The sequence below is a fragment of the Bartonella sp. TS25HLJMH genome, from assembly GCF_042193505.1.
Lineage (GTDB): Bacteria > Pseudomonadota > Alphaproteobacteria > Rhizobiales > Rhizobiaceae > Bartonella > Bartonella grahamii.
Window position 1 is genome coordinate 1 of the sequence record NZ_JBHILV010000003.1, and the last position, 16,880, is coordinate 16,880.

The 16,880-nt window shown below is 37.7% G+C and carries 18 protein-coding genes; 16 read left to right on the forward strand and 2 right to left on the reverse strand.

Translation table 11 applies throughout. The features are described 5' to 3' along the window. The 16 genes from ACFINF_RS02170 to ACFINF_RS02245 all read left to right on the forward strand — a co-directional run. The coding region (locus ACFINF_RS02170) for a YadA-like family protein (RefSeq protein WP_375619475.1) at positions 1 to 431 on the forward strand (431 nt) is incomplete at its 5' end. Beyond that, entirely contained in the window at positions 428 to 1,030 is a 603-nt protein-coding gene (locus ACFINF_RS02175; RefSeq protein WP_375619476.1) for an invasion associated locus B family protein, read from the forward strand. The genes ACFINF_RS02170 and ACFINF_RS02175, both read left to right, overlap by 4 nt. 934 nt (positions 1,031 to 1,964) lie before the next feature. Next, entirely contained in the window at positions 1,965 to 3,275 is a 1,311-nt protein-coding gene (locus ACFINF_RS02180) for a Ppx/GppA phosphatase family protein (RefSeq protein WP_375619477.1), read from the forward strand. A gap of 29 nt (positions 3,276 to 3,304) precedes the next feature. Further along, positions 3,305 to 4,033, forward strand: a complete 729-nt coding sequence (locus ACFINF_RS02185; RefSeq protein ID WP_375619478.1) for an RlmE family RNA methyltransferase — start codon at positions 3,305 to 3,307, stop codon at positions 4,031 to 4,033. A 173-nt stretch (positions 4,034 to 4,206) separates the two neighbouring features. Continuing rightward, entirely contained in the window at positions 4,207 to 5,232 is a 1,026-nt protein-coding gene (obgE, locus tag ACFINF_RS02190) for a GTPase ObgE (protein WP_375619479.1), read from the forward strand. Position 5,233: 1 nt separating this feature from the next. After that, entirely contained in the window at positions 5,234 to 6,373 is a 1,140-nt protein-coding gene (gene proB / locus ACFINF_RS02195) for a glutamate 5-kinase (RefSeq protein ID WP_375619480.1), read from the forward strand. Between the two features lie 45 nt (positions 6,374 to 6,418). Beyond that, positions 6,419 to 7,675 carry a glutamate-5-semialdehyde dehydrogenase gene (locus ACFINF_RS02200; protein ID WP_375619481.1) on the forward strand — a complete coding sequence of 419 codons (1,257 nt, stop codon included), beginning with the start codon at positions 6,419 to 6,421 and terminating at the stop codon, positions 7,673 to 7,675. Positions 7,676 to 7,704: 29 nt separating this feature from the next. Then, the gene (locus ACFINF_RS02205) at positions 7,705 to 8,298 is read left to right on the forward strand and encodes a nicotinate-nucleotide adenylyltransferase (protein WP_375619482.1); all 594 of its coding nucleotides are present in this window, start codon (positions 7,705 to 7,707) and stop codon (positions 8,296 to 8,298) included. A 111-nt stretch (positions 8,299 to 8,409) separates the two neighbouring features. Further along, on the forward strand, positions 8,410 to 8,796 hold the full coding sequence (rsfS, locus tag ACFINF_RS02210) for a ribosome silencing factor (protein ID WP_375619483.1): 387 nt from the start codon (positions 8,410 to 8,412) through the stop codon (positions 8,794 to 8,796). Between the two features lies 1 nt (position 8,797). Beyond that, positions 8,798 to 9,280: a 23S rRNA (pseudouridine(1915)-N(3))-methyltransferase RlmH gene (gene rlmH, locus ACFINF_RS02215; protein WP_375619484.1), complete on the forward strand. Its 483-nt coding sequence runs from the start codon at positions 8,798 to 8,800 to the stop codon at positions 9,278 to 9,280. Between the two features lie 96 nt (positions 9,281 to 9,376). Beyond that, positions 9,377 to 10,657 (forward strand): murein hydrolase activator EnvC family protein, encoded by a 1,281-nt coding sequence (locus ACFINF_RS02220; RefSeq protein ID WP_375619485.1) that lies wholly within the window; start codon positions 9,377 to 9,379, stop codon positions 10,655 to 10,657. Further along, positions 10,647 to 11,957 (forward strand): S41 family peptidase, encoded by a 1,311-nt coding sequence (locus ACFINF_RS02225; RefSeq protein ID WP_375619486.1) that lies wholly within the window; start codon positions 10,647 to 10,649, stop codon positions 11,955 to 11,957. Before ACFINF_RS02220 ends, ACFINF_RS02225 begins: the two co-directional genes overlap by 11 nt. Positions 11,958 to 11,996: 39 nt before the next feature. After that, positions 11,997 to 12,518, forward strand: coding sequence for an RNA pyrophosphohydrolase (locus ACFINF_RS02230; RefSeq protein ID WP_375619487.1), 522 nt, complete (start codon positions 11,997 to 11,999; stop codon positions 12,516 to 12,518). Between the two features lie 100 nt (positions 12,519 to 12,618). Then, a complete protein-coding gene (locus tag ACFINF_RS02235; RefSeq protein ID WP_375619488.1) occupies positions 12,619 to 13,179 on the forward strand; it encodes an invasion associated locus B family protein in 561 nt (186 codons plus the stop codon). 333 nt (positions 13,180 to 13,512) lie between these two features. Further along, the gene (locus ACFINF_RS02240; protein ID WP_375619489.1) at positions 13,513 to 13,806 is read left to right on the forward strand and encodes a YggT family protein; all 294 of its coding nucleotides are present in this window, start codon (positions 13,513 to 13,515) and stop codon (positions 13,804 to 13,806) included. Between the two features lie 22 nt (positions 13,807 to 13,828). Continuing rightward, a complete protein-coding gene (locus tag ACFINF_RS02245; RefSeq protein WP_375619490.1) occupies positions 13,829 to 14,143 on the forward strand; it encodes a DUF167 domain-containing protein in 315 nt (104 codons plus the stop codon). A gap of 54 nt (positions 14,144 to 14,197) precedes the next feature. Here the strand turns inward: ACFINF_RS02245 and ppa are convergent, their stop codons facing one another. Both ppa and typA read right to left on the reverse strand, forming a co-directional pair. Next, entirely contained in the window at positions 14,198 to 14,728 is a 531-nt protein-coding gene (gene ppa, locus ACFINF_RS02250; protein WP_375619491.1) for an inorganic diphosphatase, read from the reverse strand. Positions 14,729 to 14,796: 68 nt separating this feature from the next. Further along, complete coding sequence (gene typA / locus ACFINF_RS02255; protein ID WP_375619492.1) at positions 14,797 to 16,623, reverse strand: translational GTPase TypA; 1,827 nt, start codon at positions 16,621 to 16,623, stop codon at positions 14,797 to 14,799. Between the last annotated feature and the right edge of the window lie 257 nt (positions 16,624 to 16,880).

The following is a 16,880-nucleotide window of genomic DNA, read 5'->3' on the forward strand; positions in this document are numbered from 1 at the left end:
AAAAGGATTCGAAAGAAGCTGTTAATGGAGGTCAGTTACATGATTACACAGAACAGCAGATGAAGACGGTTCTTGAAGATGCGAAGAAATATACGGATGATCAAGTCAATAGTTTTGTCAATAATGGCGTTAACGAGGCGAAATCCTATACGGATATGAAGTTTGAGATGTTAAATTATGCTGTTGAGGATGTTCGCAAGGAAGCAAGACAAGCAGCGGCGATTGGTTTAGCAGTGTCTAATTTACGTTACTATGACATACCAGGATCTTTAAGTGTTTCATTTGGTAGTGGTTTGTGGCGCAGTCAATCCGCGTTTGCTATTGGAGCTGGTTATACATCTGAAGATGGAAATATTCGCTCGAATGTATCTATTACGAGTGCTGGAGGTCACTGGGGGATAGGTGCTGGAATTACTCTGAGGTTGAGATGATAATAGAAAAAATGGCTGTTATTGTAAAAAAGAGAAGTATGTTAGTAACGGTTCTGTTCGCTCTTGCCTTAATAGGCAAGAGCGAAAGCTTTGCTAGCGAGAACAATAATATTTATACAGTGCATCCACCGCACTTATCGATACCTAAAGGAGAACCTGGTGAAACACGTCGAATTATTATGCAGTTTTATGATTGGACTTTGATTTGTGACGAAAAACAAAAGCTTAAACATAAGCAAGGTATATGTAATGTGACACAGACTGTTCATGATCAAGAAGGAAATACCATTTTTAGTTGGTCTCTTGTGTCTACGACAAGTGGTCAAGCAGTGATGCTTTTTCGAACATTGCCAAATTCTGATATAAATGTTCCGATTCAAATGTTTGTAAAAGGTGTTAAAAAACCTGTTCTTATTCATTATACGCAATGCAATGAAACCGTTTGTTTGGCCCAGTCGCCTGTAGGGCCGGTTTTGACTAAACAAATAGAGCAGGACAATAAAGTACGTATTTCCTATAAAATTAAAGAAGGAAAGGTATTTTCTTTTACTGTACCATTTAAAGGGTTAAATGCGGCACTTAATTCTTTACGTCCTTAGAATCCATCGAGTATTTTTAACAAGAGTCATTTTTTCATAAATCGTTGTATTATATTTTTGAGTGTAAATTATAAGGTCAAATAAGTAAGAATTTTTATATAATATGATATCGAGGTGATTTATTGGAAAGAGTGAGAGTTTTATGAATGTAAAGTCACAATAAGTTCTTTATATGTAATAGAAAATCAAGTTAGTATTTTCCATAAAGCTTAAAGAATGATTTCGTTAGTTATTAAAAGTAAAAAAGATTAGAAATATTCGATTTAAAATAATTAAAAAGATGGCTTCCTTACAATAATAAGTAGGCTCAATTCTTTTTTAAAGCTTAAAATGGATTTTCAGAGCGGTCTGATTAAGCATTAATATTTTTCAGATAAATTTATAATCCTAGAGAGTTTTTTGAACGACAGTTTTTATTGGTATTCACAAAATAACAGCTATAGTAATTGCATTTTGTAGTACTACAGAACTTTTATTCCAGCATAATCAAAGCCACTTCATTGCATACAACAAACGAGGCTTGTGTGTGGATAACGAGATTGAAAAAAAAGAAAAAATTTTTTATAAACCTTACTAATGTATAGGTTGTTGTGACCTTAAGAGTCAGCAAATAGTATGATAATGTAGGTTTGTTACAATAAAGGTGTGCTCCGTGTAAATGGTATAAAGAAAAGAGCAAAATTTATAAAAATTGATGCGAACGTAAACGATTAATTTATAGTTTTAAGTTCATAGAGGGAAGCATGATTTCACGGAAACAACCAAAAGATTATCAAAAATATGAATGATGCTAGCGTGGAAAATTTTAATGATAGGTAAAGAAAGAATGATTTTTTGTATTTATCATTTGATGCTGCATTGTTGCTTTATTTAGGAATGAACAGAAGAGTTTTCGCGTTTATTTATTGGGGGAAACGCTCAAGGGATAAGAGAAATGACCCCGTTAAATTATGGTTCAAAAGAGTTAAAGCGAGGAGAAATATACGATACCAAAGCAGATCAGTTGTATGATCAGTGCAGTAGTAATACAAATAATCGTTCCGCATTGTCACGAACAGAGGCGTACTCTGTCTTTGTTGATATAAAGAGACAACAGAGAAAAAAACATTATGAACAGAAACAGTTTTTTGTTCAATCTGAGACAGCTTTTGAGTTTCATAATCAGATAATGATAGGTGCTCAAAAAACAAAAAAACTCAAAGCGCCTTTTCTTCGACGGTTCCCTCCAGTAAAATCTCCACCTCTTTATGCGGCACTTGACCTCGGAACGAATAATTGTCGTCTTCTTATCGCATCTCCTAGTAAACCTGGATATTTTCGTGTTGTTGATGCTTTTTCTCGTATTGTACGATTGGGAGAAGGTTTAATAAATAACGGTTTTCTTAATACACGAGCTATGGATCGTGCGATTGAAGCATTAAAGATTTGTTATTTAAAGCTAAAACAAAGGCATATTAAGCGTTATCGCTTGATTGCAACAGAAGCTTGTCGTTCTGCAGAAAATGGTAGACATTTTATTCAGCGTGTTTTGGAGGAGACAGGTCTTGAATTGGAAATTGTTGATCGGCAAACAGAAGCGCGTTTTGCTGTTACAGGGTGTAGTACACTTGTTGAACCAAATACTGACGCAATTGTACTTTTTGATATTGGAGGAGGATCATCAGAAATTGTGCTACTTGATGTTTCTCAAAAGCGTTCTTTTCGTTTAGCTAGACAAATTATCGCTTGGACTTCTCTTCCTGTTGGTGTTGTTACGCTTGCTGAACGTTTTGGAGGGAAGAATATTAGCTTAGACGATTTTGAAAAAATGAAAAGCTATGTGCGAGGGTTATTAAATAAATTTTCAGATCGTCATAAATTAGGAGAGTTAGCGCAAGGTTCGAAGTTTCATCTTTTGGGAACCTCCGGTACGGTTACGACTTTAGCAGGAATGTATCTTAATTTAGAGCGTTATGATAGGAAAAAAGTGGATGGCACTTGGATGAATGATGCAGACATTACTCTTATGACACAACGCTTATTATCATGGGATATAGAAAAACGTGTCATAAGTCCTTTTATTGGGCGCGAGAGAGCAGATTTAGTTTTAGCTGGTTGTGCAATTTTAGATGTTATTCGGGAAGTTTGGCCAAGTCAGCGTTTAAGAGTTGCTGATCGTGGATTAAGGGAAGGAATCTTGATAGAGCTGATGTTACGCGATGGGGTATGGTGTCGTCATAGAAAGAGCAGAGATTTCAAGCGTTAGAGAATTAAATATGGAGACAATGAATAACGATGAAAAAAACAATAAAAACACCGAGGGGTGGCTACGGAGGTTCAGGGTCACATGAATTATATCAGCGCGTAAAAAAGAAAGCAGGAACCATTAAAGCTTCATCACGACGATGGTTAGAGAGGCATCTGAATGATCCTTATGTCCATCAATCAAAAGTAGATGGTTATCGTTCTCGTGCGGCTTATAAACTCATTGAAATTAATGAGCGTTATAAGTTTTTGAAAAAAGGTCAAAAGGTTATTGATCTAGGAGCAGCACCTGGGGGCTGGTGTCAGGTGGCGGAGCGTATAGTAGGGTCAAGCGATGAAGATCCTAGCGTTGTTGGTATTGATTATTTACATGTTGATCCATTGCCTAGAGTTGCCATGTTAGAAATGGATTTTTTGCATACAGATGCACCACAGAAATTAATTGAAACTTTAGGGACAAAACCGGATGTGGTTCTTTCTGATATGGCAGCGCCAACAACAGGCCATCGTCAGACAGATCATTTAAGAACGATTTATTTATGTGAAGTTGCGGCTGATTTTGCTCTTTCGGTTCTTAAGCCTGGGGGACATTTTTTAGCAAAGGCTTTTCAAGGAGGAGCAGAAAAAACTCTTCTCACGATACTAAAACAGCATTTTAAAAAAGTCTATCATGTTAAACCACCCGCAAGCCGATCAGAGTCAGTAGAACTTTATCTTCTAGCACTTGAATTTAAGGGAAAAACAAAAATACAAGAATAGCGCCTTCTTTTAAGAAGACTTAACTTTACTTAATCTATTTAGATGTGATGATTTTTTTCTCAAAGAGTTATCGGCGATATTGACAGTTTTTCTGTTATCAATGATGAAAAACTGGTAAAACTAATGTATTGCCTATAGAGGTAGAGAGATTGATTCCTCAGTGAGTGCTTCTAATGAAATTTCTTGATCAAGCTAAAGTTTATATTCGTTCTGGTAATGGAGGTTCTGGAGCAGTATCATTTCGTCGCGAAAAATTCATAGAATTTGGGGGACCTGATGGGGGGAATGGAGGACGGGGTGGTGATGTTTGGGCTCTTGTTGTTGATGGGCTTAACACGCTGATTGATTATCGCTACCAACAGCATTTTAAAGCAAAAACAGGGGGGCATGGCAAGGGTCGTAATATGACGGGTGAAAAGGGTGATGATGTCATCCTTAAAGTTCCGGTTGGGACGCAAATTTTTGAAGAAGATAACACAACGTTAATCTGTGATTTAACGGAAGTAGGACAGCGCTATCGTCTTGCAAAAGGAGGGAATGGCGGTTTTGGTAATCTTCATTTTACAACATCGACAAATCGAGCACCGCGTCGTGCAAATCCAGGTTTGGCTGGAGAAGAGCGCGCAGTATGGCTTCGCTTGAAGTTAATTGCTGACGCTGGGCTTGTTGGTTTACCCAATGCTGGAAAATCAACTTTTTTAGCTTCTGTAACGGCTGCAAAACCAAAAGTTGCAGATTATCCTTTTACCACTCTACATCCTCATCTTGGTGTTGTACGTATTGATGATCGTGAATTTGTTTTGGCTGATATTCCAGGATTAATTGAAGGAGCGCATGAAGGTGTGGGAATTGGAGATCGTTTTTTAGGACATGTGGAACGTTGTCACGTACTTCTTCATCTGATTTCTTCTCAAGAAGAAGATGTAGCAAAAGCATATCAAATTGTGCGTCATGAACTTGAGGCATATGGAAATAATCTAAGTGATAAGACTGAAATTGTCGCTTTAAGCCAGATAGATACTCTGACAATTGAAGAGCGTAAAACGAAACAGGAAGCTTTGCAAAGAGCAGCGGATCAACCTGTTATGATGTTTTCTGCGGTTAGCCGCGAAGGTTTAGAAAATGTGCTGCGTGCTGGTGCACATATTATTGAAATGTCACGCAAAGAGGAGATCAGTGTGGATAGCAAGGTTGATTGAGATGGCTGTTGGATCGCAAAAACTTACACACTATAAACGTATTGTGGTCAAGATTGGATCTGCCCTTTTGGTTGATCCTCAGACAGGTTTACGGGTTGAATGGCTTAAAAGCTTGATCAGTGATGTTGTTGAATTGCACAAAAAAGGCGTAGAGATATTGTTGGTGTCTTCAGGCGCTATTGCTTTAGGAAGGACATTGCTACATCTTCCTAAAGGGGCTTTGAAATTGGAAGAAAGTCAGGCATGTGCTGCTTTGGGGCAAATTGAGTTAGCGAAAACCTATAGTGATGCCCTTGCTCAATATGGGCTCAAAACAGGACAAATTTTGCTCACTTTATTTGATACGGAAGAGCGAAGGCGTTATCTTAATGCACGTGCGACGATTAATGTGCTTTTACGTTTTAGAGCGGTACCTGTTATTAATGAGAATGATACTGTTGCGACAAATGAAATTCGTTATGGTGATAATGATCGTTTAGCTGCACGTGTGGCAACAATGATGGGGGCAGATCTTTTAATACTTTTATCTGATATTGATGGTCTTTATACAAAGTCTCCCCATAGTGATCCAACGGCTGAATTTATACCTTTTGTTGCATCCATTACGCATGATATCGAAAAAATGGCAGATGTTGCTGTTTCAGAGTTTTCACGGGGAGGAATGAAGACCAAGCTTGATGCTGGAAAGATAGCTAATGCTGCTGGAACGGCGATGATTATTACCTCAGGCAAGCGTATGAATCCCCTTGCTGCAATTGACAAAGGTGAACGCAAGAGTTTTTTTGCGGCTGGTGAGAAATCTGTTAGTGCTTGGAAAACATGGATTTCTGGTCATTTAGATCCATCTGGTGTTTTGACGATTGATCAAGGAGCCATTAAGGCTCTTGAGTCAGGAAAATCATTATTAGCTGCAGGGGTTATTGCTGTTGAGGGAAATTTCCATCGTGGGGATACGGTTGCAATTGTTGATACAAATGGGGTTGAGATTGCACGTGGACTTGTAAGCTATGGCAAAGATGAGGCTGTACGCATTATAGGACGTAAAAGCGAAGAAATTGAATCTATTCTTGGGTATGAGGCGCGCTCTGCTATGGTGCATCGTAATGATATGATTCTACGTTTCTTGACCAATTCTGTTTAAAAAAGTTACTTTTGTTTTTATTGTTTTGGCAGAGTGGATAATACGATGACTTTAGAAGAACAAATGAAAGATATGGGACAAAAAGCACGTTATGCCGCTGCAGCATTGGCTGTTGCTTCTTCTGAGCAAAAGAACAATGCATTGGAAATGATCGCTTTAAGTCTAGAGGCTCAGTCAGATAAAATTTTACGAGCGAATTGTCAAGATTTAGAGAATGCTGCTCAGAATAATTTGAAAGCAGCAATGATTGATCGGCTAAAATTGGATGACTTGCGTTTACGTACAATGATAGACAGTGTTCGCCAAGTTGCTCGTTTATCTGATCCTGTTGGACAGGTCATGAGTGCGTGGAAACGTCCAAATGGGCTTCATATAAGTCGTGTACGAACACCTCTTGGTGTGATTGGTATTATTTATGAAAGTCGTCCAAATGTTACAGTTGATGCAAGTTCTTTGTGCTTAAAAGCAGGCAATGCTGTGATTTTGCGCGGTGGTTCGGATAGCTTTCATTCTTCTCATGCTCTTTATGGAGCTTTGGTACAAGGTTTAGAACGCTCTGGTTTACCCAAAGATGCTATTCAAATGGTTGGAACGACAGATCGCGCTGCCGTTGGGGAAATGCTCAAAGGATTGGATGGAGCGATTGATGTGATCGTACCACGTGGTGGAAAGAGCCTTGTTGCCCGCGTTCAGTCTGATGCACGTGTTCCAATTTTTGCTCATTTGGAGGGACTTTGTCATATTTATATTGATAAATCGGCAGATTTAGCTATGGCACGCAATATTGTTTTAAATGCAAAGTTGCGGCGGACAGGGATATGCGGTGCTGTTGAGACAGTTCTCATTGACAGCCAGGCATTAAAAAAGTTTCTTCCTGTTTTAACTGCTTTACAGGAGAAGGGGTGTGAAATTCGTGCCACAGAAGATATTGTTTTTCTTATGTCAGATGTCAAATTAGCTTCTGAAGAAGATTGGTCGCATGAATATCTTGATGCTATTCTTTCTGTTAAAACGGTTGAGGGTGTTGAGGGAGCCATTTCTCATATCAAGCGTTATTCATCAGGACATACGGAATCGATTATTGCTGAGGATTTGAAAGTAGTGAAGAATTTTTTTAATCATTTAGATTCAGCTATTTTGCTGCACAATGCGTCCACACAATTTGCTGATGGAGGTGAATTTGGTTTTGGAATGGAAATTGGTATCGCAACAGGAAAAATGCATGCACGTGGCCCGATAGGTGTTGAACAGCTAACTTCATTTCAATATCATGTTAAAGGAAATGGTCAGGTTAGAGCTTGAGAACACCATTTTTTCCATGGAAAAATTGTATGCCACATGTTGAAAGATCCAATGTTGTGGGTCTTTTTGGGGGGTCCTTTAATCCACCGCATGTAGGGCATCTTCTTGTTGCAAAAATTGCCATTCGGCGTTTGCATCTTGATCAGTTATGGTGGATGATCACTCCAGGAAATCCTTTAAAGGATTGTACACAGTTGCTCTCTTTAGAGGAGAGAATGCAATTAAGTTTTAAACTTATTGACCATCCGAAAATTCGCTTAACAGGTTTTGAACAGGCTATAGGGAGCAAAGTATCAGTAGATACAATTTTTCATATTCTTACCCATTACAGTGGCGTAAATTTTGTATGGATTATGGGGGCAGATAGTTTTACGACGATACATCATTGGTATCGATGGCATGATATCGTCTCTATGCTTCCTATTGCGATTATTGATCGTCCTTTAGGCAATCGGTCGGCACTTTTTTCTCCTATGGCACATATTTATCGTCGTTTTCGTTTGGATGAGAGAGAAAGTAAGCGATTACCTTTTATCAAGCCACCAGTTTGGACTTATTTGCATGGACCTTTATCTTTTCAATCTTCAACAAACCTGCGTTTGAAAAAGAATGATTTTTCTTGAACATTTCATAAGATTCTGCTTCTCTTTAGAGAAATCTCTTTTTTAGATTCCACAACGATAAGAAAGGATATTGATCTGAAAAACATTGCACATAAACACTCTTACAATAGTATGCCTTCAAAAGAAAAAAAAGTTTTTTCTGTTAGTGAGAGTCTTGAAGTTATTCTCAAGAGTTTAGAAGATACAAAAGCAGAAGATATTGTTGCTATTGATATTCGAGGGAAGTCATCTTTGGCTGATTATATGGTCATAGCTTCAGCAAATTCGCAGCGTCATGTATCTTCTGTTGCTGATCATTTATTACATACTTGGAAAGATAATGGGCAGGGGCTTGCGCGCGTAGAAGGGCTTGCTGGAGGTGATTGGGTATTGATTGATATAGGTGACATTATCATTCATCTTTTTCGTCCAGAAATTCGCCTTTTTTATAATTTAGAAAAAATATGGATCACTCCGGATTTAAACGATACAGCTTTGCTTCTCTTCGGAGATCATTAAAATGCAAATTTCTATTTTTGCGGTTGGCCGTATGAAAAGTGGGGCGGAGCAAAAATTAGTTCAGCATTATTTGGATCGTTTTTCTAAAATTTCTGGAGTTGTAGGCTTTCATTTAAAAAAGTTACAAGAGATACCAGAAAGTCGTGCTCAAACAGCGTGTCAACGTATGGAGGAAGAGGGGAGAAGACTTATTGAATTTTTACCTGAAAAATGTCGATTAATTGTGTTAGACGAGCGTGGAGAATCGATTTCTTCAACTTCTTTTTCTGAAAAATTGAGGTGTTATCGTGATGAAGGCATTCGAGATGTCGTCATTGCTTTGGGAGGACCTGATGGACATAATGAACAAATAAGGAAGCATGCTGATTTGCTTTTATCTTTTGGTTTGATGACGTGGCCACATCAAATTGCACGTATTCTTCTTACAGAACAACTTTACCGGGCTGTGACAATTGAAAATAATCATCCGTATCATCGTTTTTAATATTTTTGTGCAATTTTTAGCACTTATTTATATATTTATTAATATTGTTTTAGCTGACACCATTTAAAGCATCTCTAATGTATACGATGAGGTGTTGTGGTTGGGCAAATGAAAAAGCTTCTACATAGAAAGATGCTATATTTATATGGGGAATGCGTGATATTTGTCATTCTGCTCTTGAGTATGTTTTTTTGCTTTTCTGTATCGCATGCGGAAGATACAATGAGGAGTACAGAAGCACATAAAGAATTGGGAGAAATTCGCCAAAATATTTCACTTTCGCGTGAGCGTGTTGCTTTTCTTACGCATCAAGTTGAGCATTTAAAAAAAGATCAACGTGTTTTGAGTGATGCACTTATAAAGGCGGCTAAAGAAGAACGTACAGTAGCAGATGATATTGCTAAAAGGGAAGAAAAGCTTAAAAAAATGATAGAAAAGCGGGTACAAGTCTATCAAAGTTTAAAAAATCGTCGCGCTGAATTTGCGGAAGTTCTTGCAATTTTGGAACGTATGGGATTGAATCCGCCTCCTGCTCTTATGATACAGCCAGAGGATGCGTTGGCTTCTATACGTAGTTCTGTTTTATTAGGTACTGTTATTCCTCAGATGCAAGAGAAAACACGAGATTTAACACAGAAACTCAAGGAGTTGACCAATTTGAGTAATTCCATTACTACGGAATATACGGCATTAAAGACAAAACTGCAAAATCAAGCAGAGCAGCGAAAACGTCTAGAGCTTTTATTAGACAAAAAAAACAAACTACAAAAAAAATCAGAAAAAGAACTTACAGAACAGCAACAAAAAAATATTGCTCTTGCTAAAAAAGCGCAGTCTTTGGAAGAATTGATTTTAGAGCTCGACCGTCAGTCAAAACTTAGCTCTGACGCATCAGTACAGGTACGGAAAAGTTTGCAATTATTAGAACAGTCCAATTTTGAAAGCCGAAAAGGTTCATTACTTTTTCCTGTTTCAGGAAAAAGAATACATCACTCTAACAAAAGTTCGCAGATTACGCGCTTTGGTGAAACGATAGAAACAGAGTCAGGAGCTGTTGTTATATCGCCTGTGGATGCTTTTGTTGCTTTTGCTGGGCCATTTCGTTCTTACGGACAGTTAATTATTCTCAATGTTGGAAATGGTTATCATATCATTCTTACTGGAATGTCGAGAATTAATGTAAAACAGGGGCAGTTTGTTCTTTCAGGTGAGCCTCTGGGTATAATGGAGATGCAATTTATTTCAAACAGTGTTGCATTGGATATAGGAAAAACTTCTCCAATGCTTTACATTGAGTTTAGAAAGCAGGGAAAACCTGTAAATCCAACTCCTTGGTGGCAGACTGAAAAAATAAGAAGGAGCCAAAATGATTCGTAAAGTTATTCTTTTGGTCGCTGGGGTATTGCTCGGCGCCTGTTCAATGATTATGGTGCAGTCTGTTGCTGCGAATAATGAAGATAATGCATATAAAAAGCTAGCTATATTTGGCGATGTTTTTGAGCGCGTGCGTATGCAATACGTTACAGTTCCAGATGATAAAAAGCTTATTGAAAATGCTATCAATGGCATGCTCACATCACTGGACCCTCATTCATCTTATTTGAATGCTGAAGAAGCCAAGGATATGCGGGATTCTACGAAAGGAGAGTTCGGAGGTCTTGGTATTGAGGTCACTATGGAAAAAAACTTAATTAAAGTTGTTTCACCAATGGATGATACTCCCGCTTCAAAAGCAGGTATTTTAGCAGGAGACCTTATTTCAAAAATTGATGATGTACAAACGAATGGTCAAACATTGAATGAAGCTGTTAATAAGATGCGAGGTGCTCCTGGAACACCCATTACCTTAACAATTATTCGTTCTGGCGTTGATAAGCCATTTGAAGTGAAGATTGTTCGTGATATTATCAAGGTAAAAGCGGTGAAATATAGGGTTGAGGGTGACATTGGATATTTAAGAGTTATCCAGTTTTCTGAGCAGACATTGGGTAATCTTCTGGCAGCAATTAAAGATATCCAATCTAAAATTCCTGAAGATAAGCTAAAAGGTTACGTCCTCGATTTGCGGCTTAATCCTGGTGGGCTTTTAGATCAAGCTGTTAATGTTTCGAGTGCTTTTCTCAATAAAGGTGAAATTGTGTCGACTCGTGGGCGCAAAAAGAGTGATGTGACAAGATTTGATGCGAAGCCAGGTGATGTTATCAATGGAAAACCGCTCATTGTCCTTATTAATGGTGGTTCGGCAAGTGCTTCTGAAATTGTTGCGGGTGCATTACAAGATCATCGTCGTGCAACAATTTTAGGGACGCAGTCTTTTGGTAAAGGATCTGTTCAAACAATTATTCCTTTGGGTGAAAATGGAGCTTTACGCTTGACAACAGCACTTTATTACACGCCATCTGGTACTTCTATTCAAGGAACAGGGATCACGCCTGATATTATTGTAGAGCAACCACTCCCTGAAAAATATAAGGGTTATGATGTAAAAGTTGGTGAGTCTGCATTAAAAGGACATATCAAAGGAAAACGAGAGAGTAATAAAGGATCTGGTTCAGCTGCTTTTGTTCCGAAAGATCCTAAAGATGATATTCAATTGAATGAGGCCTATAAACTGTTACGAGGTGAAATGGCAAATGCAGCATTTCCACCAGATCCCAATAAGGATGTGTTAAAGTGAGAAATGATATCTATAGCTTGCGATTTTGAGGAATATTAAATGGATGCAGGTATTAATTTGAAGATTCTTCCATATCGCAAATGTGTTGGGATTGTTGTCTTTAATCATGAGGGGAAAGTTTGGGTTGGGCGCCGTTTAATGACGCCCATTCATGCAAATATTGACATATCTCATTGTTGGCAGCTTCCTCAAGGAGGGATTGACGAAGATGAAAAACCATTAGATGCAGCATATCGTGAACTTTATGAAGAAACGGGTATTCGATCTGTAAAGTTGATTAAAGAAGCACAAAATTGGTTCCACTATGATTTTCCACAAGAACTTATTGGATGCACATTAAGCAATAAATATCGTGGGCAAATACAAAAGTGGTTTGCTTTCCAGTTTACGGGAAAGCTTTCTGAAATTGCGATTAATCCGCCACCAGATGGTAATAAAGCGGAATTTGATCAATGGAAATGGATTGATCTAGAAACCCTTCCGTTGATCGCTGTTTCTTTTAAAAAGCATGTCTATATGAAAGTTGTCAGCGAATTTCGAGGTAGCCTTAGACCATTATAAAAGCTATATGATTATAAGAAAGCTTTTTTTATTAAGACGCTTTATATTATTTATAAACAATAAACATGTTTCTCTTTTATGTAAAGAACAGGAATATAAAATGAAAAAATTATTTAATTTACTTATAGTTTTTACTCTCTTGAGTATTTCATCCGTTGCATTTGCAACAAATTCAAAGCCTCCTGCATCAAAAGATGCGGCAGCGACATTGCCAAATGGAGCTTCTTCTTTGACTGAAACCTACGGTTTGTGGACTATTAACTGTGGTATACAAGAAGGGAAAAGAATTTGTTTTATGCACCGTCAAGAAGTGAATGAGCAGGGGCGTGTTGTTGTGGCTATGAGCCTTATTCTCAATGCTGAGGGTGTTGTATCTGGTAATTTAACAGTTCCTTTTGGTATTTTGGTTTCTAAGCCTGTTCGTTTACAAGTTGATGAGGGAAAAGCTGTTATCGAAACTGGTATTCGGACTTGTGTACCAGCAGGTTGCATGGTTCCTGTCGTTTTTGACAAAAATCACGTAGCAGCTTTACGTTCTGGAAAACAGTTAAAGTTGGCAATGACAATTGCTGCTACAGGTGAACCAGCTTTAAATGATTTATTTGTTCAGCTCAATGGTTTTAGCAGTGCTCTTAACCGTTTGACTGCTTTGCAGAAATAATTTTAAAAATAAAATAAAAGCGGCCTTTAAAAGGCCGTTTTTAGTTAGTTTGTTTTTTATATATTAATAATTAAAACGATGAGATTTAAGATTAATCCTATAAGGGATATTCAAATTTTTTGCTGTTTCTTCTATTTTCATGTACTATTTTTAATTTTGATATTTGTTTTCTAGCTGCATCGTCATTAAATAGAGAGATGAAGAATTTAGATGTCTGGTTTTTATTCAAGAAAAAAGAGTATTGAAGTATAAAACCATTTTTTGGTACACAAACCTACTTTAATGAAGGTTTTCTATACGCTCTTCTGTTTCCTTGATTGAAAGGGATGACGCATGATTTATGCATTGCTTCGAACGATTGATTTGATTTTTGATATTTATATTGATATTTTAATCGCTAGTGTCATTTTTTCTTGGCTTTATGTCTTTAATATCATAAATTCGCGCAATCGCTTTGTTATTTTGATAGGAAGCTTTCTAAATCGTCTTACAAATCCTGTTCTAAGCCGTGTCCGGCAAATTTTACCAAATTTTGGAACAATTGATATTTCACCTATTGTAGTGTTTATTATTATTTATTTTATTCGTACTTTCATGTGGCGCGTTTACGCAAACATGTATTTATAGAAATATTACTTGAGGCGAATACATGTTTTATCAAGTTGATAAAAATAACTTGATTTTGTTTGTATATCTCATTCCCAAATCATCCGTTGACAAAATAATAGGGGTTGAATGTAGGGATGGTGAAAAACAATATCTGGTTATACGCCTTCGTGCTGTTCCTGAAGATGGAAAAGCGAATAAAGCTCTCATTAAATTTCTTGCGAAGCAGTGGAGAATACCATCTTCTTCTATTTCTCTGAAAAACGGCACAATATCTCGATACAAACAACTTTACTTTTCAACACATTTAGAAGAGCTAAAGCAGATATGGCAATCCTTTAGAGATTGTATCTCGTAGAAAAAATAAATAATAAAGCTTATTAAAAAAACAGGCTTTATTTTATTAAAATCGTTATATTTTTTTATTGCGCTCAACAGCCTGCTTAATTAATTCATAAGCAAAGTTTTTATCACGCCATCCTTCAATTTTGGCCCATTTCCCAGGTTCCAGATCTTTGTAATGCTTGAAGAAATGTTCAATTTGTTTGAGTGTAATCTCGGGCAGATCTGTATAGTCATGAATATTGATATAGCGTTTTGTTAATTTTGGAGTGGGAATGGCAATAATTTTTTCATCTTTACCACCATCATCTTCCATCATCAGAGCTCCTATGGGGCGAACATTGATAACACAACCAGGGATAAGTGGACGGGTATTACAGATAAGGACATCAATAGGATCACCATCATCTGAAAGCGTATGAGGGACAAAACCGTAATTTCCAGGATAAACCATTGATGTATGAAGAAAACGGTCAACAAATAATGCGCCCGACTTTTTATCCATTTCATATTTTATTGGTTGACCACCAAGAGAGACTTCCACAATAACGTTAATATCTTCTGGTGGATTCTTGCCTACGGGTATTTCTTTAATATTCATAGAGACATCCTTTCTGGGATATAGTGAGGCTCAATACAATTAAATATTTTACCAAAGAGATTATGAAATTAGCTTAAAATTGATGCACGTGTTTTTTCAAAACGTTTACGTTCATTAGGATCAAGATAGAGTTTGCGGAGACGAATATTTTTAGGGGTTACTTCCACAAGCTCATCATCTTGTATCCACGATAAGGCACGTTCTAATGTCATTTTAATGGGAGGCGTTAGCTTTACGGCTTCATCTTTTCCGGAAGCGCGCATATTGGTGAGTTTTTTTCCTTTTAACACATTAACTTCTAAGTCATTATCTCGTGAGTGGATGCCAATAATCATACCTTGATAGACTTTCACACCCGCATCGATGATCATAGGTCCACGATCTTCAAGATTAAAAAGAGCATAAGCGACAGATTCACCATTGTCATTTGAAATCATAACACCATTAACACGACCAGCAATGTCTCCTTTATAAGGTTCATAAGCATGGAAAAGGCGATTCATAATTGCTGTACCACGTGTGTCCGTTAAAAGTTCAGATTGATAACCAATGAGTCCTCTGGTTGGCGCATAAAAAACAAGTCGGACACGATTTCCCCCAGAAGGGCGTAATTCCACCATTTCGCCCTTACGTTCCGACATTTTTTGTACAACAGTACCGGAATATTCTTCATCAACATCGATAACAACTTCTTCAACTGGTTCAAGAGTTATTCCATTTTCATCTTTTTGCATAACAACACGTGGGCGTGAAACACTAAGCTCAAATCCTTCACGGCGCATATTTTCAATGAGAACTGCAAGCTGTAATTCTCCTCGTCCTGAAACGTAGAAAGAATCTTTATCGGCTGATTCTTCAATTTTAAGAGCGACGTTGCCTTCTGCCTCTTTTAACAATCTGTCACGAATGACACGACTTGTTACTTTATCGCCTTCAGTTCCAGCAAGGGGACTATCGTTGACGAGAAAACTCATAGTAACAGTAGGAGGATCAATTGGTTGGGCAGTAAGGGGTTCATTAACAGTAGGATCACAGAAAGTATCAGCAACGGTACCTTTTTGTAGACCTGCAATCGCAACAATATCACCAGCACTTCCTTCTTCAATAGGTTGCCGTTCTAAGCCACGAAATGCTAAAATCTTTGAAATACGCCCAGTTTCTAAAAGTTTTCCATCTTGTCCAAGAACCTTGACATTTTGGTTGGGTTTTAGAGAGCCAGAATGAATCCGCCCTGTAATAATTCGTCCCAAAAACGGATCCGCTTCAAGAATAGTTCCAATCATGCGAAACGGTCCTTCTGCTACACTAGGAGAAGGGACATGCTGCGTCACAAGATCAAATAAAGGACCTAATCCCTGATCTTTTGGTCCCTCGGGGGCTTCAGCCATCCATCCATCGCGTCCAGATCCATAAAGAATAGGAAAATCAAGCTGTTCATCGGTTGCATCAAGAGCAGCGAAAAGGTCAAAAACCTCATTAATGACTTCATCAACGCGTGCATCAGGCCGGTCAATTTTATTAATAGCAACAATAGGGCGCAACCCCACTTTCAATGCTTTGCCAACGACAAATTTTGTTTGTGGCATTGGTCCTTCAGCAGCATCAACAAGTACAATGGCTCCATCAACCATATTTAGAATGCGTTCAACTTCTCCACCAAAGTCGGCATGTCCTGGTGTATCAACAATATTAATTCGAGTATCTTTCCAAACAACAGATGTCACTTTCGCTAGGATTGTAATTCCACGTTCTTTTTCAATATCGTTTGAATCCATCATACGTTCGCTTGTACGCTGATTATCACGGAAGTTTCCTGATTGCTTGAGAAGCCCGTCTACAAGCGTTGTTTTCCCATGGTCAACGTGGGCAATGATGGCAATGTTACGCAATTGCATAAATTTTCTTCTTTTCGTTTAATGAAATTTCATTTGAGGCAAAGTCTTTACATTCCTTGCCTGACTATTATAAAACCTTTTACATGTTTTTTTATAATTTTGGAAGATGGAGGTAATATTTTTATGGTAAAACTATTCATCCAAGTCTTTAAGGCTCTATTAAGCTTCAATTGCTGGAGCTTCTTTTATAGTACGGATGTTCTATTCTCGAGCTAAAATTGTCCATAAAAATCACCGTCAATTTGATTTTTATCAAT